Raw genomic sequence first — 20,303 nt, forward strand, 5'->3', positions numbered from 1 at the left:
TGGCGCTCGTCGTTGTCGGGGTGGGGGCGTGGGCTGCGGCGGCCCGCTTGGAGTCGCCTGATCAGGCGGCGGCGAACGCTCAGCCGCCTGCCCCGGCCCCGCTGACTGCCGTCGTGCGGGCCGGGTACTTGCACGGCGCGGTCACGATCGCGGTGACGGTGGAGCCGCAGCAGGTGCGTTCGCAGGTGGCGCCTGCGGCGCTCACGGGAGTGGTCACCGCCCAGGTGGTCGCCCCTGGTGATGTGCTGCGGCCCGGTGCTCCTGTACTGCGGGTGGATGGTCGGCCGTTGTTCGTGCTGCCGGGCGACTTCCCGTTGTACCGCGACATCGAGCCGGGTGATCAAGGCGATGATGTCGCCGCGTTGCAGGAAGGGCTGCGTGCTGCCGGGTTCTTCGCGGGGCGCACCGACGGGAGTTACGGGCCGCGGACGCAGGCGGCGGTCAAGGCGATGTACCAGGCTGCGGGGTACGAGGTGCCGCGGGCCACTGTGGAGGTCCCCGTCCCGCCCGCCGCTGACCCTCAAGCCGGCGCTGCGGCGGGCGGCGGCGACGCCGCGGAGGCCGAGGGCGTTCCGGCTGACGCCGTCCCGGCCGACGTCCCGGACCCGGCCGGGACGCGCACGGTGCCGGGCGGGCCGCGGGTGCTGCGCTCTGAGGTGCTCATGGTTGGCGGGCTGCCCGCGACGGTGCGGTCGTTGGCCGCTGTGGGCTCACAGCTGGCTGAAGGTGCCGCGGTCTTCGACGTCACCGTCGGGGACCTTGTCCTTGCCACGACCGTGCCGGGGGCGTCGGCTGGTGTGCTCGCTGTCGGTGCCGAGGCCGTGTTCGCCGGCGACGAGGGGGATGCCAGGGCGAGTGTCACGGCTATCGACCACGACGCGGAGACTGGTGATGCGCGCATCGTGCTGACCGTGTCCGAGGGCGTCATCAGTGCGGGCATCACCTACACGGTGACCATCGAGAACCCCGCAGGTGAGGATGAGGCCGGGTTGCTCGTGCCTGTGACCGCCGTCGTCTCGCGCGGCGGGGTGTCCAGCGTGTACGTCGCCGACGGGGACTCGTTCCGGGAGGTGGCCGTGACGGTCGCGGGGCAACAGGGCGGGGTGGCCGCGGTGGAGGCGCTCGACCCGGATGCCGGGCTGGTAGCGGGGGCGAGCGTGCGGATCGGCCCGGAAGCCGCAGGTGCTCCCGCGGACACGGCGGACGCCACCGATGGGTGAGGCACGCGGCGCCGACCTCGGCGAGGGTTGCCGCCAGGTACGGGCGGTGGACCAGGCGAGCGAAGCACTGATCCGGCTCGACGGTGTCACACGGCGCTTCGGGCAGGACACGGTCGCGCTGGACCGCGTGAGCCTGACAATCGCCCCTGGTGAGACCGTGGCGATCGTGGGGCGCTCGGGCAGCGGGAAGAGCACTCTGCTCAACATCCTCGGCCTGCTCGACGCCCCGGACGAGGGCACGGTCGTCGTCGACGGGCAGCCGCTGACCCGCACCGACGACGCGACCCGCACCGCGTGGCGGGCGGCGGCGCTCGGGTTCGTCTTCCAGCGCTCGCACCTCATCGGCGGGCTCAGCGTCCGCGAGAACGTCGCACTCGGGCTGCGCTACGCCGCCACCTGGGACGGCGACGAACGATCCCTCACCTCCCGCGTCGACGCCGCACTGGCCGACGTCGACCTCGGCCACCGCGCCGACGCGCGCGCCTCGACCCTGTCCGGTGGGGAGATGCAGCGGGCAGCCATCGCGCGCACGCTGGTGCGCGGAGCCCGGCTGTGGCTGGCCGACGAGCCCACCGGGAACCTCGACACCACGCAGTCCGCCGAGATCATCGAGCTGCTGCGCCTGCGCGCCCGCCAGCACGGCGCAGCGCTCGTCGTCGTCACCCATGAGCCCGACATCGCCGCCCTGCTGGACCGTGTGATCACGCTCAGCGACGGACGGGTGGTGTCGGACACCGGTGACCGCACCGGGGGCGCGCGGCACGAGAAGGTGCTGGCCTCATCGGGCGTCGTCCCCGAGCGCCACGCGGCCCTGCCCGCCGGTGCGAGAACGTCTCGCAGGATCCGTCGGCAGGTCGCCCGCACGGCACGCTTCGTGCGGCAGGGCTTCGCGGCGGGGCCGGGACGGACGCGGGCCGGGATGCTCGCCGCTGCCCTCGCCGTCGCCCTCACGGTGACCGCACTCGGGCTCTCGCAGAGCGCGGCCACCCAGGTCACGGCCATGTTCGACGCTCGCCGCGCCTCGCAGGTGACCGCGACGTTCACCCACGACACCGGCACCCCGCGCTGGGACCTCGACATCGACTCGGTGCGCGCCTTCCCCGGCGTGACGGCAGCCGAGCGGTGGCGGCAATGGGACTTCATCGCGATGAGCAACGGCGAGGTAGCCGCCACCGACGCCCAGCTCAACGCCGTCGACGCGACCCCGGCGTCGGGCTCGGACGCGCGGATCCGCTGGGCCACCTCGGCCGACACGCATCTGCGGCCCGGGGAGGTCGTGCTCGGCAAAGTCCTGGCCGAACGGCTCGGCGTCACACAGCTCGACCTCAGCCCCGAGATCACCATCGCCGGCCAACGGCTGCGCGTGTCCGGGATCCTCACCGAAGCCCGTCCCGGGACCGCCGTCGGCGCCGCCTTCGTCACCCCGGACACCGTCTCCGGGCTGCCACCGTCCTACACCACCACGGTGTTCGCCCTCACCGAGCCCGGCGCCGCCAGCCTGCTCGCCACCCGGATCGGCCTGCTCGCCGACCCCTTCGAAGAGCATCGCCTGACCGTCGACCCCGTACTCGGCGCAGACGCCTACCGCGGCCAGCTCGAAGCATCGGTGTCCGTGGCCCTGCAGGTGCTGGCCGTCGTCGCGTCCCTCGCCGGACTCGCCGGGGTGGTCCTCGTCAACATCTTGTCGGTGACGAGCCGAATCCCGGAGTTCGGGCTACGCCGAGCACTGGGATCCAGGCGCGGCGAACTCGTCGGGCTGGTCGTCGCCGAATGCGGGGTGCTCGGGCTGCTCGGTGCCGGACTCGGGTTCGCGGTCGGGTTCGCCGCCATCATGGTCGTCACCGCCGTCGCCCGCTGGCAGCCGGTCTTCGACCCCAAGTTGGCGCTCATCCCCCTCGCCGCGGTGCTTGTCTTCTCGCTCGCCGCTGCGTCCTTCCCGGCCGTCATCGCCGCCCGCACCCAGCCCGCCGACGCCGTCCGCATCTGACCGTCGAACCGGACGGATTGCGTTAGCTTCAGCCCCGATCCGCGGCGGGTCCGTGGACGGTGTGGCGCGCCGGGCCTAGATCGCCGGAGTGCCCCGCTGACTGGGATGATGTTGGTTGCGAAGACAGCATCAGTCCAAGCAGAGGGGCACCCGGTAAGTGAGAGCATGCCACGGCGTCGTGCCGGTGTTCGACGATCCCAAACTCGTGTCCGCAGCAGGCCTGGTACCGGTGCTGGAACTGGCCGAGTCGGCCGGGTTGTCCGAGGCGATCGACGAGGCGTGCACGCTGCCGGCCGCGAACCTGGCGGCGAAGGTGCGCACGGTGGTTGCGGGGATGCTGGCCGGGGCGGACAGCATCGATGACCTGAACCTGCTGCGCGCGGGTGGCACCGCCCGGGTGCTGGGTCCGGTGCGGGCGCCGTCGACGATCGGGACTTTCCTGCGTTCGTTCACCCACGGGCACGTGCTGCAACTGCACGCCGCGCACCGTCGCCTGCTGGGCGGGCTTGCCGCGAAGGTCCCCGCCCTGGTCGGGGAGGACGACCTGGTGTTCGTCGACGTGGACGACACGATCCGCGAGGTCCACGGGTACGCCAAGGATGGTGCCGGGTTCGGGTATTCCGGGGTGCGCGGGCTGAACGCGATGATCACGACGATCAGCACGCCGTCCACGGCGCCGCTGATCGCGGAGTGCTCGCTGCGTCAGGGGTCGACGAGGTCGGGCAAGAGCGCCGACTGGCACCTCAAGCGAACCCTGACGACCGTCAAGGCGGTGACCGGCCCCGCCCAGCGGGTGTGGGTGCGCGGGGACTCCGCGTTCGCCACGGCCAAGAACGTCGCAGCCGCGCTCAAGGCGGGGGCGTGGTTCTCCTTCACGATCCCGGCGTGGAGGACCGTGACCACGGCGATCTCCCAGATCCCCGAGCAGGCGTGGACCGCGATCCAGTACCCGAACGCGATCCTCGACGAGGAGACCGGGCAGTGGGTCTCCGAGGCCGAGGTCGCCGAGACCTCGTTCACCGCGTTCGTCTCCAAGAAGAAGTCCGAGCAGGTGGTCTGCCGGCTGGTCGTGCGGCGTGTGAAGCGGCTCGGGCAGGCGCCCGCCACCGGGCAGGGCGAACTGTTCGACGTCTACCGCCACCACGCCTTCATCACCAACACCACCCTGCCCGCGGTAGAAGCAGACCGGTATCACCGAGGGCATGCGATCGTCGAGCAGGTCATCGCCGAGCTCAAGGCCGGCCCCCTGGCCCACCTGCCCTCGGGGAAGTTCGCCGCGAACGCCGCCTGGCTCGCCTTCGCGGTCATGGCGTTCAACATCTCCCGCGCCGCGGCCGTCGCCGCCGGCACGGGCAAGGCCCGCATGGCCACCATGCTCCGCACGATCATCTCCACCCCGGCCCGCCTCGCGGCCACCGGGAGGCGGCTGGTCATGCACCTCCCCGACCGGTGGCCCTGGCAGGCCGCGTGGACCAGCCTGTGGGACCACGCCGTCGGCCCACCCGCCCCAGCAACGTCCTGACCACCCAGCCCCGACGGGCACGACCGGAGAACCGCAGTGGAAGAGCCGTCCAGAGCGGCGGGTTCCGCACGCCCATCTCCGGTTATCCACAACCACGCTCCCCGAAACGCCACCGACGACCATCAAGAACCATCGACGGTGGATTCAGGCTCAGGTCCGTACGGACGGCGGCGTGGAGATGTCTCCGGCGACGGCCGAGACTGCCACCTTCACCAACCACTACAACGTCAACTCGGTCAGCGGCACGCTCCAGGCGACCAAGCTCGTGCAGGACACGACCAGACCCGGCAACCCGACCCTCCCGCCCGCGAAGTCGCACACCTTCCGCTACTGGTACCTGCAGGCGGATACTGACGCGCCACCGGAGCCGCCTGTCTTCGGTGGTGAGAGCCTTGACGTCCAGGTCCAGTCCACGCCGGGCAGCTCGAGCGTGGTCTCTCCCTCGCTGACATTCGAGCGGCAGCACGTCGGGCACGCCTACTACTACGCCGTGGCCGAGATTCCCGGCACCTACCAGGGCATCGAGTACGACAACGCAGCCTTCATCTACCGCCTCGCGGTGACGGGACCGGCGGAAGGCCAGGAGTCAGGCGACAAGCTGACGGTCCACGTCACCCCGACTCGGTGCGAGACGACCCGGGCGGCGATCACCGCGACCGCGCCTCTGGGCACGTGCACCGAGGACTCGATGTACACGGAGGGGACTGACCCGGTCTTCACCAACGTCTACAAAGCCGCGTCGGTCTCCGCGGCGCTCGGTGGCACGAAAGCGCTCGTCGGCCGCCCTTGGCATGATGACGAAGCCTTCGCGTTCGCGCTGACGGCAACCGATCCCGGTACCCTCGCGGCGATCGCTGACAAGTCGGTGATCATGCCGACGAACACGACTGCAGAGGCGCACGCCGACAACGTCGGTGACGCCGGCACCGCGCCGTTCGTGTTTGACAACGTCACCTTCACGCGGCAGGGCACGTACCAGTTCAGCGTCACCGAGGTACCGCCGACAGACTCGCCCGGCCTCATCTACGACCAGCACGTGCTGGTCTACGACGTGACGGTCACCGACCCCGACCTCGACGGCGATCTCGACGTCCAGGTCGCTGCCCAGGGAGGCTCCGAAGCCGCGGCGTTCGTCAACCGCTGGACCTCGACGCTGACCTACGGGGGCGTCGACCTGCTCAAGACGCTGACCGGCCGCGAGCTCGCCGCAGGGGAGTTCACGTTCACCGTGACCCCGGAGGACCAGGGCTCTGCCGACCGCGCTGGCCTGCCCTTGACAGGCGGGACGGTCGCCAACGGCGGAGGTGACGCGGACCCGGGTCGGGCCTCGATCCTCGGCCCGATCGTCTTCACCCAGCTCGACCTCGGCAGGGAGTTCACGTATACCGTTGTCGAGGACCCGGGGCAGGTCGGTGGTGTGATCTACGACGCCACGAGCTATACCGTCGTCCTGGCCCCGTACTACGACGAGGTGAGCGGACTCCTCGACGTCCGCACGACGGTCACCGTGGAGGACTGCGCTCCCGCGGAGGACTGCGCTCCGGCAACGTACTCGGCCCGTGCGAATGGCAAGCCCACGGTGACCTTCGCCAACGCCTATGTCCCGGGCCCCGGTGCTGCAACCCCACAGTTCAGCAAGGTGCTGGCGGGTCGGCAGTGGCTCCAGGGCGAGACGTTCGAGTTCCAGCTCGAGGCCGTCACTCCGGGGGCGCCTCTCCCCGAGGTCACGGCGGTCACCGTCGAGCGGCCGGAGGGTATCGCGCAGTTCGACTTCGGCACGATTTCCTTCGCCGAGCCGGGCACCTACGTGTACGCAGTGCGCGAGGTGATACCCGCACTTCCTGCCCCTCACCTCACCTATGACGCGATCCCGGCGATCGTCACGGTGACGGTGACCGACGATGGGTCCGGCGTGCTGCAGGCCGCCGTCACCTACGACGGGAACCAGGCGTTCTCCAACCACTACGACAACCGTTTCGACGGCTGGCGCGTGGACGTCACCAAGACGCTCACGGGTCGAGACCAGGAGGCCGGAGAGTTCAGCTTCCGGGTGCTCCCGGCCGACGATGCTTCAGCCCAGCTCGCTGGCCTGCCGGCCGAAGGCTTCGTGTTCAGCACGATCGACGGCGCGGCCGACGGCCAGCCTTCGGTGATGTCGCGCATCCTTGCGGTGCCGCTCACGCTCGCCGACGTGGGGACGCACTACTGCTATACCTACTCGGAGGTCGTGCCGGCGGAACCGTTGCCGGACGTCGTCTACGACGAGACTGTGTACACACTGTGCTTCGACGTGGCTGACGGCGGAGACGGGCCCGTGTCACTGACTGCCACCGTCACGGGCACCGTCGACGGCGAGGAGGTCTCTGCCGAGACCTACGCCATCGCAGTCGACGAGCCTTCGCGGACCTGGCCTCTCATCCCCTTCCACAACGTCCTCCAACCCGTGGAAGAGCAGGCGCCCTCGTGGGAGCTGACCAAGACCTCGGACCCGGTGTCTGGCACCCAGGTGGATCCGGGTGACGAGATCGCGTACACGCTCACGGCGGTCAACACGGGGGACGTCCCGGTCCCTGTGACGGTCACCGACGACCTGTCCGATGTCGTGGCGCACGCCAGCCTTGGCTTGCTGCCGGAAGGGGTCACCGCGTCTGATGACGGCCTGTCGCTGACGTGGAACGCGGGCACGGTCGATCCCGGAGCGACCGTCTCGGTGACCTATAGGGTCACGGTGGACGACGACGCCAATGGTGTGCTGATCCGCAATGTGGCCACCCCGGCCAGCCCGGACGGACAGTGCGTGCCCGTCGCAGGCCAGGACGAGGCGTGTACGACGACGCACCACACACCTGACCCGCAGAAGCCGACCCCGACGCCGACCCCGACGCCGACGCCGACCCAGCCGCCGCGGAGCCCGCTCCCGGTCACGGGTGCCGAGGTGGTTCCGGTCCTCGTCGCAGCGGCGGCCATGGTCGCGCTCGGCCTGGTCCTGATGGTCACTCGCCGTCGTCGGAACGCCGGATGACGGAGGCCTGAAGAGGCGACGGACCGCATGGCGCCCGGGTGGTGAGACCTCACCACCCGGGCGTCTCTCTTGCGGTTGGTTCATCCGACGTGCATAACTGGCCGCGGCAAGACGCCGTTCTGCGCCATCGCGTCGCAGTCTCGGTGGACAGGTGATACAGGACCCCGTCAGTGCCTTCCTATCGTGGGGAACTGGGTCTCTCGGCTCAGTGTCGCGCTCGAGAGGAACGATCATGGACACCCATCACCGGAACCGGAACCGACGCAAGACCTTCGCGCGGCGGCACCGCCGCGCAGTCGCCTCGCTGATAGCGCTCTCGGTGGCGCTGATCTCGGGAGGCATGTCCACGGTGGCCGTGGCCGACGGCGTCGATGACGAGATCGCAGCAAGCATCGACGGCGTCCCCGGGGACGCGGCCACGCTTGACGAGCTGCAGGCCGCCGCACCCGAAGCCGAACCCACGTCTGACCCCGCAGCCGACCCCGAGGCGGGCGAGCCTCTGGGCCCGCCCGCGCCGGAGCCCGACGGCGACGACGAGGGCCGCGAGTGCCCCGACCGGTACAGCCTCGGGCTCCCCGCCCCGCCTTCCGAGGGCGCGGCGCGCGAGACCGAGCCGCGCGAGACCGAGCCGCTGGCCGAGCCGATCGGCTTCGCCCACATCGACGTCAGGGCTGGTGGTGTACGTGCCCTGGGCACCGTCACGGACGTCGTGCCGCTCCCCGGTGCGACGTTCCGGCTGTCCACGGCGGTCCGCAGCGGGACCACCGCCGCGTTCCGGCCCGGCGTGCCGGTCGAGGCGCCCTGGGCGAGCGCGACGTCCGGCGCCGACGGCGTCGCCCGCTTCGAGGTACCCGTCGTCGCGCTGGTCGACGGCACGGAGACGGCGTCGACGTCGGACACCGGCAGCCTCCACAACCGCGGCCTCGTGTCCGCGGAGGGCGCGACCGCGGGTGCTCGCTTCTTCGTCGTGCAGACGGCCGCCCCTGACGGCTGGTCGGTGAACGACAGCCTGCGGACCGGCGGCACCAGCGCCGGTGGCACCTCGCGCACCACGCCCTACACCTTCCTCACGGCGGGCGTCGCAGTGGACGGCCGGCAGGTCAGCGGGGACCACTTCATGAACGCCGACGGCGTCAACCGCTCGGACTTCGCCGGGGGTGCCGGGACGCCGTCGTCGGCGGTCCGGACCCAGTCGAACGGCGTCTGGCAGAACGTCCGGGCGAACCCCGCGATGCCTCCGCAGTGCGGGATCGGCGTCGCGCTCGTCGTCGACATGTCGAGCTCGGTCGGCGCCGCCCACCGCCAGACGATGACGGGGGCCGCCCAGGCGTTCGTCAATGCGCTGACCGGCACGCCGTCGTACGTCTCGTCGTACTCGTTCGGCTGGACGGCTCCGTCGTCCAGCGTGCCCACGGACGCGCACCTGACGCGCCAGTCGGTCGCCTCCGAGGCGGGTCGGCAGGCGTTCGTCGAGCAGCTCGCCCGCTGGCGGGCAGGTGGTGAGGCAGGTGCCGGCAGTGAGGCGACGAACTGGAACCGTGGGTTTGCCCAGGTCGCCGAGGCCAACGCGAACCGCCCCGCGGACCAACGGTACGACTACGTCTTCTTCATCACGGACGGCAACCCGACCTGGTTCCTGGACGGGGGCACGGGCACGGTGAACAACCGGCTGCGCGACGTCGAGGAGGGCATCTTCTCCGCGAACCTCGTCAAGTCGCAGGGCACGCGCGTCGTCGCCGTCGGCGTCGGCGGCCCGACGTTCCTGGACGAGATCTCGATGGCCAACCTCCACGCCGTCTCCGGTCCGGCGCGCTACGACGCGGTTGCCGGCTCCGACGGGCGGGGCATCCTCGACGCCGACGTCATCCGCGTCACCGAGTGGGGACACCTCGCCGCGGCCCTCAGCCGGTTCGCGATCGAGGGCTGCACGCCCTCGCTCAACGTGAACAAGGTCGAGGCCCCGCACGACGCAGGTGATGACATCACGGTGACCTCGGGCCAGGTCACCGCCCCGTCGGTCCCCGGCGGCCGGGACGGCGCCGGCTGGGACATGACGGCCGCGCTCACCGGCCAGAGCCTCGCGTTCCCTCCGGGGTCGCCGGACCCGATGACCCGGACCACGGACGACTCGGGCGCGGTCACCTTCCCGCTCGTGCCCGATCTCGGCGCGGAGTACACCAGCGTCCGGATCACCGAGACGCAGCAGCCGGGATGGCGGCCGGTGACCCAAGGTGGCCGGTCGGCGTTCTGCTCCTACCGGACGTTCCGTGGCGGCGAGCTCCACGAGGGCAGGATCACGCCCACGGCCGAGGGGGTCGACGACGGCGGCAACCCGTTCGTCGAGCTCGCCATGCACCGCGAGTGGATGGTCAGCTGCCAGTTCGTCAACAAGCAGCCGCCGCCTCCCGTCGTCACGGGGACCATGACCGAGCATGTCGACCACGACTGGCGGATCGAGAAGTCGGCCGACCGGCACCATGAGTGGGCTCGCCCTGGTCAGGGCGCCGAGTTCGTCTACACCCTGACGGTGACGGCCGTCCGCCAGGTCTCCCCCCGGGTCGCGGACCTCGCGCTCGCGTTCACCAACCCAGGTCCGGTGGGGATGGCGCTCGCGGGCGTCACGGCCTCCGTCGACGGCGGCACGGCCGTCCCCGTCGTGGGCCCCGATCTGGTCGGCCCGGGCGCCACGGTCACGGTGACGATCCCGGGCGTCGTGATCCCCTCGACCGCGACGTCGGCGCAGGTCACGGTCGACCTCCCCGGCCTGCCGCCCAGCACGCACGACGTGCCGCTGGCACAGGTCGCGGGCGACGTGACGCACGGTTCGGCCCGCGTGACCGACTCGTGGTCCCCGTGGCTCGAGGCGCTCGCCGGGGCGTGGCACGTCGACGGCGGCGCCGTCCTCCTCGCGTTCCCCGAGACGCTCCCCGAGGGGGAGGACAGCTACACCTGGGTGCTGACCTACACGGCTCGGAAGGGCACCGAGCTCGGCGAGGGCGTCGAGGACGCCCGGTTCCCGAACGTCGCCACGGTGACGCCGGAGGGTGGTGAGGAGCCCGCGGGCCCGTGGAACGACCCGCAGGACGACGGCGACCTCACCGACGACGAGACCGTGCTCGTGTCCACGGGCCGCGGCCTGACGGTCGCCGGCGCCCTCTGGCTCGACGTCACCCGCGTGTTCCCGTGGGACCTCGAGAAGGAGGTCCTGGGCGACAGCGTGCTGCCGGCCGGTGCCGACGGCACCGCGACCTTCCGGTACCGCGTCACGGTGACCCCGCTGCCGATGGTCGAGAGCATGTGGCAGGTGCGCGGCGAGGTCGTCGTGCACAACCCCAACGCCTGGTGCGTGGACGTGCTGTCCGTGACGAGCTCCCCGCTCGTCCTCGGTGCTGCGTGCGCGCTGGACGGCCCGGGCACCGCCCGGCTGGGGGCCGGCGCCACGAGGACGTTCGCCTTCACCTGCACGTTCGACGCGCAGCCGGTCGTCGCCGGCTCCACGACGGCGACCATCATCACGTGGGACCCCGACCAGGCGTTCTCCGCCGCGGGCACCGCGTTCCACGTCGTCGACACCTCGCGGGCCACGCTCGACACCGTAGAGCTGGGCCACCGCGAGATCGTCGTCCTCGACGACTTCGCCGGTCACGGCCCCGGCGTCGCCGTCGTCCTGTCCGACGGTGCCTGGGCCGCCGGAGGTCGGCAGCCGGTCCGGGTCGAGCCGGGCGTCTACCGCCTCGGCACCGCGACCTGGAACGACGACGGCGTCCCGACGTCGTTCGACTACTGGTTGACGGTCCCTGCTCCTTCGGCCGACGACGTCGACGGGTCGGTCGACCACGTCAACACGGCGTGGATCGCGGAGCTTCCGGAGATCCGGGACGACGAGACCGTGCGGGTCGTCGCCGTCGACGTCGTCGACCTGGCCCCCGGCGACGGCGTCCGGCCGCCGGTGCCGTCGCTGCCGGTGACGGGGTCCGAGGCGCTCCTGCTGGTGCTGGGCGCGCTGCTCGCGATCGGCGTCGGGGTCGGGCTCCGAGCGACGGCCCGACGTCGGTCCGGAACCTCGGGCCGGTGAGCCGACGACGTCGGGGACGCCCTGGGCGCGGCGACGCACCGAGGGCGTCCCCGAGCGGCGAGGCGGCGTTGCCTCGGCGGCGCGTGGTCCGTCATCGCGCGCCACACCAGGCGCGCCCGCGGGCCACACCCGCCTCGCGGGCGGGCGCCCTCCGTAGCGTGGGGAGCGGCGGTGCCGCCGCGCCCGGACGCCCTCCGAGGCGAACCGACGCCGCGTCAGCAAACCACAACATCTTGTGTTGTGCCGCTAGGAAGGCAACTAGATGTTGTGATAGACCTGGTGTTCTCCGCGACGGTCGGAACCGCCGCACTTCAACGGTGAGGAAACGAGCATGGGCCGCAGCATCGACGTCGCCTCGACCATCGGGGAGTACCTGGACCGGTCCGACTGGCGGGTGCGCGCCAACGCGAACCAGGGCTTCTCGCTCGGCGGCCTGATCCTCAACGTCGCCGGCAAGGTGACCGCGAACTACTGGCTCGACGAGGTCTATGAGCCGGAGGTCGGCGAGGCGCACCGCAACGGCGACATCCACGTGCACGACCTCGACGTGCTCGGCGGCTACTGCGCGGGCTGGTCGCTGCGCCAGCTCCTGCACGAGGGCTTCGGCGGCGTCCCGGGCAAGATCGAGTCCGGCCCCGCGAAGCACTTCTCCAGCGCCCTCGGGCAGATCGTGAACTTCCTCGGCACCCTCCAGAACGAGTGGGCCGGCGCGCAGGCGTTCTCGAGCTTCGACACGCTCCTGGCCCCGTACGTCCGCCGCGACGGGCTCACCTACGACCAGGTGCTCCAGGGCATGCAGGAGCTCGTCCACAACCTCAACGTCCCCTCGCGCTGGGGCACGCAGACGCCCTTCACCAACCTGACGTTCGACCTCACGTGCCCGGACGACTTCCGCGACACCCACCCCCTGATCGGCGAGGAGGTGCAGGACTTCACCTACGGCGACCTCGCCGCGGAGATGGCCATGATCAACATGGCGTTCGTCGAGGTCATGACGGCCGGCGACGCCGCGGGTCGCGCCTTCACGTTCCCCATCCCGACGTACAACATCACGAAGGACTTCGACTGGGACGACCCGGTCGCGGACAGGATCTTCGCGATGACCGCCAAGTACGGCACCCCGTACTTCCAGAACTTCCTGAACTCCGAGCTGAACCCCGGCGACGTCCGGTCCATGTGCTGCCGCCTCCAGCTCGACCTGCGCGAGCTGCTCAAGCGCGGCAACGGCCTGTTCGGGTCGGGGGAGCAGACCGGCTCGATCGGCGTCGTGACCGTCAACATGGCCCGCCTCGGCTACCTGCACTCCGGTTCGTGGGGCGACCTCACCACGGCCTTCGACCGGCTGATCGACCTCGCCGTCGACTCCCTTGAGACCAAGCGGGTCACCGTCCAGAAGCTCATGGACGACGGCCTGTTCCCGTACACGCGCCGCTACCTCGGCACGCTCGACGCCCACTTCTCCACCATCGGCGTCAACGGGATCAACGAGATGGTCCGCAACTTCACGCGGGACGCCGAGAACATCACGACGCCGGCCGGCCGGGTGCTCGCGCTCGACATCCTCGACCACGTGCGCGCCCGCATGGTCGAGGCCCAGGAGCGCACGGGCCACCTCTACAACCTGGAGGCCACCCCGGCCGAGGGCACCACGTACCGCTTCGCCAAGGAGGACCGCGCCCGCTTCCCGGGCATCCTCCAGGCCGGCACGGACGACGAGCCCTACTACACGAACTCCTCGCAGCTCCCGGTGTCGTTCACGGACGACCCGTTCGAGGCGCTCGAGCAGCAGGAGGAGCTGCAGGTCAAGTACACGGGCGGCACCGTGCTGCACCTGTACATGGGCGAGCGGATCAGCGACGCCGAGGCCTGCAAGACGCTGGTCCGTCGCTCGCTGGAGAGCTTCCGCCTGCCGTACATCACGGTCACCCCGACGTTCTCGGTGTGCGAGCTGCACGGCTACCTGCCCGGCGAGCAGACGGAGTGCGAGCGCTGCGGCCGCATCACCGAGGTGTGGACGCGCGTCATGGGCTACCTGCGCCCGGTGTCGTCGTTCAACACGGGCAAGCAGGGCGAGTACCACGAGCGAGTGACCTTCCGTGAGCCGGCCCACGCCTAGCGGCGCGCACGACGGGACACCGGTCGTCGCCGGCCTGGTCCGTCTCTCCACGGTGGACTGGCCCGGCAGGCTGGCGGCCGTCGTCTTCCTCCAGGGCTGCCCGTGGCGCTGCGTCTACTGCCACAACGAGGCGATCCTCGACCCCCGCGCCCCCGGCCAGGTCCCGTGGTCCGACGTGGTCGAGCTCCTCGACCGACGCCGCGGCCTGCTCGACGGCGTGGTGTTCTCGGGCGGGGAACCGCTGCTCTCGCCGGCACTGCCCGGCGCGATCGCCGAGGTACGCGAGCGAGGTTTCGCGGTGGGCCTGCACACGGGCGGTGCCTGGCCGAAGCGGCTGGCGTCCCTGCTCGACGACGGCGTCCTCGACTGGGTGGGCCTCGACGTCAAGCACCTGCCCGAGCGTTACGCGGCGGTCACGGGCGTCCCGTCGTCGGGCCGCGCGGCGTGGGCGGCCCTGGATGCGCTGCTGGCGAGCGGCGTCGCGCACGAGGTGCGCACGACGGTCGACCCGACCGTCCACACCCGCGCCGACATCCTCGCCCTCGCGGCCCGCCTCGCGGCGCGAGGCGTCCAGCACCACGCGATCCAGGAGGCCCGCCCGGACGGCCTCGCGGCAGACCACGCGGCGGCCTTCGCAGGCTGGCACCTCCGCGACCTCCTGCACCCCGAAGACCTCCCGGACGTCGAACGCCGAGCCGCCTGACCTACGCGAGCCAGTCCTCGACCTCCAGGCCGGGGACCCGGGAGAACTCGTCGACGTCGTGCGTGACGAGCACGGTTCCGAGCGACCGGGCGTGCCCGGCGATCAGGACGTCGTACGGTCCGATCGGCGTGCCGGCGGCGGCGAGGTGCGCGCGGATCCGGCCGCTGTGCAGGGCGGCGTGGGCGTCGAACGGGATCTCGTCCATGAGGGACAGGAGCCCGTCGAGGGCCTGGCGGCTCCGAGCCGGGTCGGACGAGCGCTCGACGCCGTAGTCCAGCTCCATGGTGCTGATGGTCGACACGCCGACGCGGCCCTCGGCGGCCTCGAGGCGCGGGCGCGCGAGGGCTCCACGCCCGCGCAGGAGATCGATGAGGATGTTCGTGTCCAGGAGGTAGAGCGTCGTCACCAGGACCCGCGCTCCGGGGCGACGCCCTGCTCCCGCTCGGCCGGGAAGTCGGGGACCACGAGCCCGTGGTCGAACCAGTCGGCCCAGGACGAGCCGACGGGGGTGATCACACGGGACTGCCCGACGACGCGGATCTCGACGTCGCGCACCGTCTCGGGGAAGGCGACGGGCTTGGGCAGGCGGACAGCCTGGGTGGTGTTGCTGCGGAACAGTCGCGTGGTCGACATGGGTCCCCCTCGTGGATATACCTACCGTATACCCACGATGTCAGCCCAGGAGCAGGTGCCAGCCGCCCACGCCCAGCACCCCGCCCAGCAGCGGCGCGGCGATCGGCACCCAGCCGTAGCGCCAGTCCGAGCCGCCCTTGTGGTGCAGCACCGACGTCGGCAGGAGCTGGTGGACGAGGCGCGGCCCGAGGTCACGGGCCGGGTTGAGCGCTGGCCCGGTGGGCCCGCCGAGCCCGACGACGAGCGCCCACACCAGGAACCCGATCCCCAGGTGCGCGACACCCTGTTCGTCCACCATGAGCGGCGAGTGCACGAGCGCGAGCGCGCACGAGAACAGCACCACGGACCCGAGCGTCTCGGACAGGAACCCGTTGAGCCGCGACCCGGCCGCGTTGATGGTCGAGAACGTGGCGAGCACGTCCTCGGCGGTGTCGGTCTGGTCGTAGTAGGGCTTGTGCGTGACGACGATGGCGAGCTGTCCCGCCATCGCGCCGAGGAGCTGCGCGCCCCAGTAGAGCGGCACGAGGTGCCACGGGAACATCCCGAACACCGCGAGCCCCAGCGTGAACGCCGGGTTGATGTGGTTGCCGCTGATCCCGCCGAACATCATCGCGGGGATCATCACGCCCAGGCCGTAGCCCATGGCGATGAGCGACCAGCCCCCACGGTACCCCTTGGAGCCCTTGAGGTGGACGTTGGCGACGGTGCCGTTGCCGATGATGATGAGGATGGCCGTGCCGATGAACTCGCAGGCCAGCCGCACCCACAGGTCGACCGAGGGATCCATGGGAGAACTCTGGCACCCGCGGCGCTCTCGCGCCGGGTGCCACCCCGGTCAGCCCTCGGGAGGGTGGTCCGCGCTGCGTCCCAGCGCCTCCCAGGCGCGCCACGCGTCGAGCCGCGCCTGGGTGATCGGGAGGACGGCGTCCGCCGCGAGGTCGCCCACGAGGATGCGCAGCGGCGGCTCCGGGTGGTCGACGACGGCGAGGACGACGTCGGCGACCGCCTCCGGTGCGGTCGATCCGGCCGGGTGCCAGGCCGCCGCGCGGGCGTCGTCGTACGCGGGCAGCTCGCGCGCGCGGACGGCGGACGCGCCGCGCCACGCGGTGTCGACGGGCCCCGGCTCCACGAGCGTGACCGCGATCCCGAACCGCGCGACCTCCTGCGCGAGCGCGTCGCTGAGCCCTTCGAGCGCCCACTTCGACGCGTGGTACCCGCCGAGCGCGGGCCACGCCGCGAGCCCGCTGGACGAGGAGATCTGCACGACGTGCCCGGTGCGCTGCTCGCGCAGGAACGGCAGCGCGGCCTGCGTCACGTGCAGCGCCCCGAACAGGTTGACGTCGAGCTGGTCGCGCAGCTGCTGCGGGTCGAGCTCCTCGACGTACCCGAACAGCCCGTACCCGGCGTTGTTGACGACGACGTCGAGGCGCCCCAGCCGGGCGTGCGCCTCCGCGACGGCGGCGCGGGCGGCGTCGGCGTCGGTGACGTCGAGCCGCAGCGGCACGACGGCGTCCCCGAACTCCGCGACGAGAGAGTCCAGCGCGCGCGGGTCGCGGGCCGTCGCGGCGGCCCGGTCGCCGCGACGCAGCGCCGCGACGGCGATCGCGCGGCCGATGCCGCGGCCGGCTCCCGTGACGAACCAGGCCTTGCCCGACGCCGGCGCCGACGCCGGACCGGGATCGGCGGATGTCGTCGGGCTCACCGGCGCGGGCCGCGCCGCGGCGGCTCGTTCGGCGGGAACTCCCCGTCGTCGGACCCGTCGTCCATGCTCGCCAGGAGCTGCTGGACGGTCCGGTGGACGCGGTCGACGCGCGGCACGTCGTGCAGCACCATGCCGCCCTTCTCGCTCGCGTCGGCGATGACGAGGGTGCCGCACCCCAGGATCCGGTCGAGCAGGCCCTTCTCGATCGACACGGTGTTGATGCGGTACAGCGGGATGTCCCGCCCCTTCTGCGTGACGACTCCAGACCGCTCCGAGACACGCTGGGTGGAGATCGTGTACGAGTGCGTGCGCCAGTTGAGCCACGGCCAGAGCACGCCCGCGAGCGCGACCACCACCAGCACGCCGAGCACCACCCAGGTGACGGTGTCGTCGGTCGACGTCAGGAGGGTGACGACCGCGCCCGCGACCAGCGCCAGGAACAGCACGAACGGCCACAGCATGGCCTTCGCGTGCGTGTGGAGCCGGAGCACGACCTGCTCGTCGTCGATGAGGTTTCGGTCCCGCAGAGCCATGCCCGCATGCTCCCACGGGAGCGAGTGCCGCTCACAGGGTGGGCGGCAGGTTCCAGCCCTCGATGGTGCGCAGCGCGTGCCCGTAGCCGAGCAGCGAGATCGCGGCCGTGCCCAGCTCGAGCCGCTCGCCGAGCCGCGCGTCCACCCCGAGCCACGCCGTCGCGAGCACGCGCAGCAGGTGCCCGTGCGCGACGACGAGCACGGGGCCGCCGTCGCGCAGCGTCTCCTCCACGCGCGCGACGACGGCGAGCGCGCGCCCGTACACGTCCTCGAGCCGCTCGCCGGGCCGCCCGTCGCCGTGCTCCGGGTCGGGGGGCAGCCAGCGGACGCCGTCGTCGAAGATGAGGAACTCGCGCCCGAGGACGGCGCTGAGGTCCTTCGCCGTACGCCCGTCCACGGGCCCGTAGTCCCACTCGGCGAGGTTCTCGTCGACGACGGCGTCCGGGAACCCGGCGAGCGCGGCCGTGCGGCGGGCGCGCTGGAGGGGCGAGGCGTAGACGGCGGCGAAGTCGTACCCGCCCAGCGCGCGGCCCGCCTGGCGGGCCTGCTCCTCGCCCGCCGCGGTCAGCGGGATGTCGGTGCGGCCGGTGTGCTGGCCGCTCGCCGACCACTCCGTCTCGCCGTGGCGCAGGAGGACGAGCTGCGGGTCCTTCGTGGGCTCGATCGGCATGCGTCGATCGTCGCTCACCTGCGGGTGAACCGCCGGGTGAGTGAGGCTCCTCACCGTGAGACGGGGTGGCGCCGAGACGCCGTCTCACGCGAAGATGGGCGACCTACCCCGCGACGTAGCGGGACGCGGCCGGTCCACGAGCCTTCGCCGCGCCCTGAGGAGGAGCCACGTATGACCGACACCGAGAACCTGTACCGATCGATCGCCAACCCCCGCCGCACCACGCTGGCCGGCCGCACGCACGCCGAGGTCGTCGCGCTGCAGCAGCCCGCCCCGCTGGGCAGCGAGGACGACGTCGACCGCTGAGGTCGTCAGCACGCACGCCGGGCCCGACACGGACGTCGGAGCCCGGCGTCGTCGTCTCCGGGACCTGTTCCATCGTTCGAACACATGTTCTAATGAGTGGATGAGATGGGACGGGCAAGCGATCACGGCCGACGACGGCGCGCTGCCGGGCCTGGACTTCGCGGGCCTGGCGCAGGCGGGGCTCGTGCGGAGCGTGCGCACGCCCGAGTTCGCGGGCATCACGTTCCACGAGGTCCACGCGAAGTCGGCCCTCTCGCACGTCCCGGCGGCGTCGAAGATGCCGTTCCGCTGGACGGTCAACCCGTACCGAGGCTGCAGCCACGCGTGCACCTACTGCCTGAGCCCGGAGACGCTCGTCCTTCTGGCTGACGGGCGGCAGAAACCCATCCGCGACATCCGGGTCGGCGATCTCGTCGTCGGCACGGAGCCGGACGGCAAGTCCCGGCGTTTCGTCCAGACGGAGGTCCATGCGGCATGGTCGACGACGAAGCGTGCCTACCGGGTGACGCTGCGGGACGGGACGGAGATCGTCGCGAGCGGCGACCACCGGTTCCTGACGGTCCGCGGATGGAAGCACGTGACGGGTGCCACCGCCGAAGACGCCCGGAGGCCCCACCTGACGACAGGCGACGCGCTCATGGGGTTCGGCTTTCTCGCGGGCGTCACAGGTCCGGCGATCACCCGGAAGCTCGACATCCTTGGTCGGGCCGTGAGGTCGACGTCGGACCTCGGCGTCGTGAGCGTCGAGGATCTCGGCTTCGACCAGCAGATGGTCGACATCACCACCGGTACCGGCGACTTCGTCGCCAACGGTGTCGTCAGCCACAACTGCTTCGCGCGCCCCACGCACGAGTACCTCGAGCTCGACGCGGGGAAGGACTTCGACACCCAGGTGGTCGTCAAGGTCAACGTCGACCAGGTGCTGCGCGCCGAGCTCGCCCGGCCGTCATGGACCCGCGAGCCCGTCGCGCTCGGCACGAACACCGACCCGTACCAGCGAGCCGAGGGCCGGTACCGGCTCATGCCGGGGATCATCGGGGCGCTCGCGGACTCCGGCACGCCGTTCTCGATCCTCACCAAGGGCACCCTGCTGCGCCGTGACCTGCCGCTGCTGGTCGAGGCGCAGGAGCGCGTGGCGGTCGGGCTCGGTGTCTCGCTCGCGATGCTCGACGAGCCCCTGCAACAGTCGGTGGAGCCGGGCACCCCGGCGCCGCGCGCCCGCCTCGACCTGGTCCGTGCCGTGCGCGCGGCGGGCCTGCCCTGCGGCGTCATGGTCGCCCCGGTGCTGCCGTGGCTCACCGACTCGACCGACCATCTGCGCCGCCTTCTCGACGCGGTCGCCGACGCCGGCGCCACGGGCGTGACGGTGCTGCCGCTGCACCTCAAGCCCGGCACGCGCGAGTGGTACCTGGCGTGGCTCGAGCGCGAGCACCCGCACCTCGTGGCCGGGTACGGGCGCGTCTACGCGCGCACGTACGCGCTCAAGGCGTACCGCGAGTGGCTCTGGGAGCGGGTCCGGCCGCTGCTGGAGGAGCGCGGGTTCGGCTCGTCCGGGCACCGCTCGAGGTCGGGCGCGACGGGCCGGTACGAGGACGACCTGCGAGCCCGCGAAGGCGCCTACCCCGCCGGCAGCCTTGCGTCGGCCCACCGCTCCGCGACAGCCGGCAGCCTCGCGACCGGTGGGGCGCTCGCAGGCCTGCCTGCGGACGGCAGCGGCCTCGCGCTCGCGAGCGCCGACGTCGAGCAGGTGCTCTTCTGACCGGTCGTCAGTGCCGCTGGAGGTCCGCCGGACCTCCAAGCGTGGCCCCGGCAAC

General features: G+C 71.8%; 15 protein-coding genes. 9 read left to right on the plus strand and 6 right to left on the minus strand.

Annotated features, from left to right (window positions below; translation table 11 throughout):
• The first annotated feature begins 47 nt into the window (after nt 1-47).
• From ET471_RS06065 to ET471_RS06095, 7 genes are all read left to right on the plus strand, one after another.
• On the plus strand, nt 48-1,220 hold the full coding sequence (locus tag ET471_RS06065; protein ID WP_165350333.1) for a peptidoglycan-binding protein: 1,173 nt from the start codon (nt 48-50) through the stop codon (nt 1,218-1,220).
• On the plus strand, nt 1,213-3,207 hold the full coding sequence (locus tag ET471_RS06070; protein ID WP_129186048.1) for an ABC transporter ATP-binding protein/permease: 1,995 nt from the start codon (nt 1,213-1,215) through the stop codon (nt 3,205-3,207). Before ET471_RS06065 ends, ET471_RS06070 begins: the two co-directional genes overlap by 8 nt.
• 157 nt (nt 3,208-3,364) lie before the next feature.
• On the plus strand, nt 3,365-4,729 hold the full coding sequence (locus ET471_RS06075; protein ID WP_425356557.1) for an IS1380 family transposase: 1,365 nt from the start codon (nt 3,365-3,367) through the stop codon (nt 4,727-4,729).
• A gap of 265 nt (nt 4,730-4,994) precedes the next feature.
• Complete coding sequence (locus ET471_RS06080) at nt 4,995-7,751, plus strand: Spy0128 family protein (protein ID WP_165350422.1); 2,757 nt, start codon at nt 4,995-4,997, stop codon at nt 7,749-7,751.
• Nucleotides 7,752-7,983: 232 nt separating this feature from the next.
• Nucleotides 7,984-11,826 carry a vWA domain-containing protein gene (locus ET471_RS06085; protein WP_129187054.1) on the plus strand — a complete coding sequence of 1,281 codons (3,843 nt, stop codon included), beginning with the start codon at nt 7,984-7,986 and terminating at the stop codon, nt 11,824-11,826.
• 331 nt (nt 11,827-12,157) lie between these two features.
• Nucleotides 12,158-13,942: a ribonucleoside triphosphate reductase gene (locus tag ET471_RS06090; protein WP_129187055.1), complete on the plus strand. Its 1,785-nt coding sequence runs from the start codon at nt 12,158-12,160 to the stop codon at nt 13,940-13,942.
• On the plus strand, nt 13,923-14,645 hold the full coding sequence (locus ET471_RS06095; protein ID WP_129187056.1) for an anaerobic ribonucleoside-triphosphate reductase activating protein: 723 nt from the start codon (nt 13,923-13,925) through the stop codon (nt 14,643-14,645). Before ET471_RS06090 ends, ET471_RS06095 begins: the two co-directional genes overlap by 20 nt.
• Before the next feature lies 1 nt (nt 14,646).
• On the opposite strand, the gene ET471_RS06100 is transcribed toward ET471_RS06095, so the two are convergent.
• The 6 genes from ET471_RS06100 to ET471_RS06125 are packed head-to-tail and all read right to left on the minus strand — an operon-like array spanning nt 14,647 to nt 18,183.
• Nucleotides 14,647-15,051 carry a type II toxin-antitoxin system VapC family toxin gene (locus tag ET471_RS06100; RefSeq protein WP_129187057.1) on the minus strand — a complete coding sequence of 135 codons (405 nt, stop codon included), beginning with the start codon at nt 15,049-15,051 and terminating at the stop codon, nt 14,647-14,649.
• Nucleotides 15,048-15,278: a type II toxin-antitoxin system VapB family antitoxin gene (gene vapB / locus ET471_RS06105; protein ID WP_129187058.1), complete on the minus strand. Its 231-nt coding sequence runs from the start codon at nt 15,276-15,278 to the stop codon at nt 15,048-15,050. Before vapB ends, ET471_RS06100 begins: the two co-directional genes overlap by 4 nt.
• A gap of 40 nt (nt 15,279-15,318) precedes the next feature.
• Nucleotides 15,319-16,065 (minus strand): MIP/aquaporin family protein, encoded by a 747-nt coding sequence (locus tag ET471_RS06110; RefSeq protein WP_129187059.1) that lies wholly within the window; start codon nt 16,063-16,065, stop codon nt 15,319-15,321.
• Nucleotides 16,066-16,113: 48 nt separating this feature from the next.
• Nucleotides 16,114-16,980, minus strand: a complete 867-nt coding sequence (locus ET471_RS06115) for an SDR family NAD(P)-dependent oxidoreductase (protein WP_129187060.1) — start codon at nt 16,978-16,980, stop codon at nt 16,114-16,116.
• Nucleotides 16,977-17,513, minus strand: coding sequence for a PH domain-containing protein (locus ET471_RS06120; RefSeq protein WP_129187061.1), 537 nt, complete (start codon nt 17,511-17,513; stop codon nt 16,977-16,979). The genes ET471_RS06115 and ET471_RS06120 overlap by 4 nt, the downstream gene beginning before the upstream one ends.
• Before the next feature lie 31 nt (nt 17,514-17,544).
• On the minus strand, nt 17,545-18,183 hold the full coding sequence (locus tag ET471_RS06125) for a histidine phosphatase family protein (protein ID WP_129187062.1): 639 nt from the start codon (nt 18,181-18,183) through the stop codon (nt 17,545-17,547).
• Between the two features lie 171 nt (nt 18,184-18,354).
• Here ET471_RS06125 and ET471_RS18795 point away from each other — a divergent pair, with 171 nt between their 5' ends.
• Together ET471_RS18795 and ET471_RS06130 are read left to right on the plus strand one after the other, a co-directional pair.
• Nucleotides 18,355-18,489, plus strand: coding sequence for a hypothetical protein (locus ET471_RS18795; protein ID WP_280949910.1), 135 nt, complete (start codon nt 18,355-18,357; stop codon nt 18,487-18,489).
• Nucleotides 18,490-18,589: 100 nt separating this feature from the next.
• Nucleotides 18,590-20,248, plus strand: a complete 1,659-nt coding sequence (locus ET471_RS06130) for an Rv2578c family radical SAM protein (RefSeq protein WP_129187063.1) — start codon at nt 18,590-18,592, stop codon at nt 20,246-20,248.
• Nucleotides 20,249-20,303 lie beyond the last annotated feature (55 nt).

The sequence above is a fragment of the Xylanimonas protaetiae genome, assembly GCF_004135385.1.
Lineage (GTDB): Bacteria > Actinomycetota > Actinomycetes > Actinomycetales > Cellulomonadaceae > Xylanimonas > Xylanimonas protaetiae.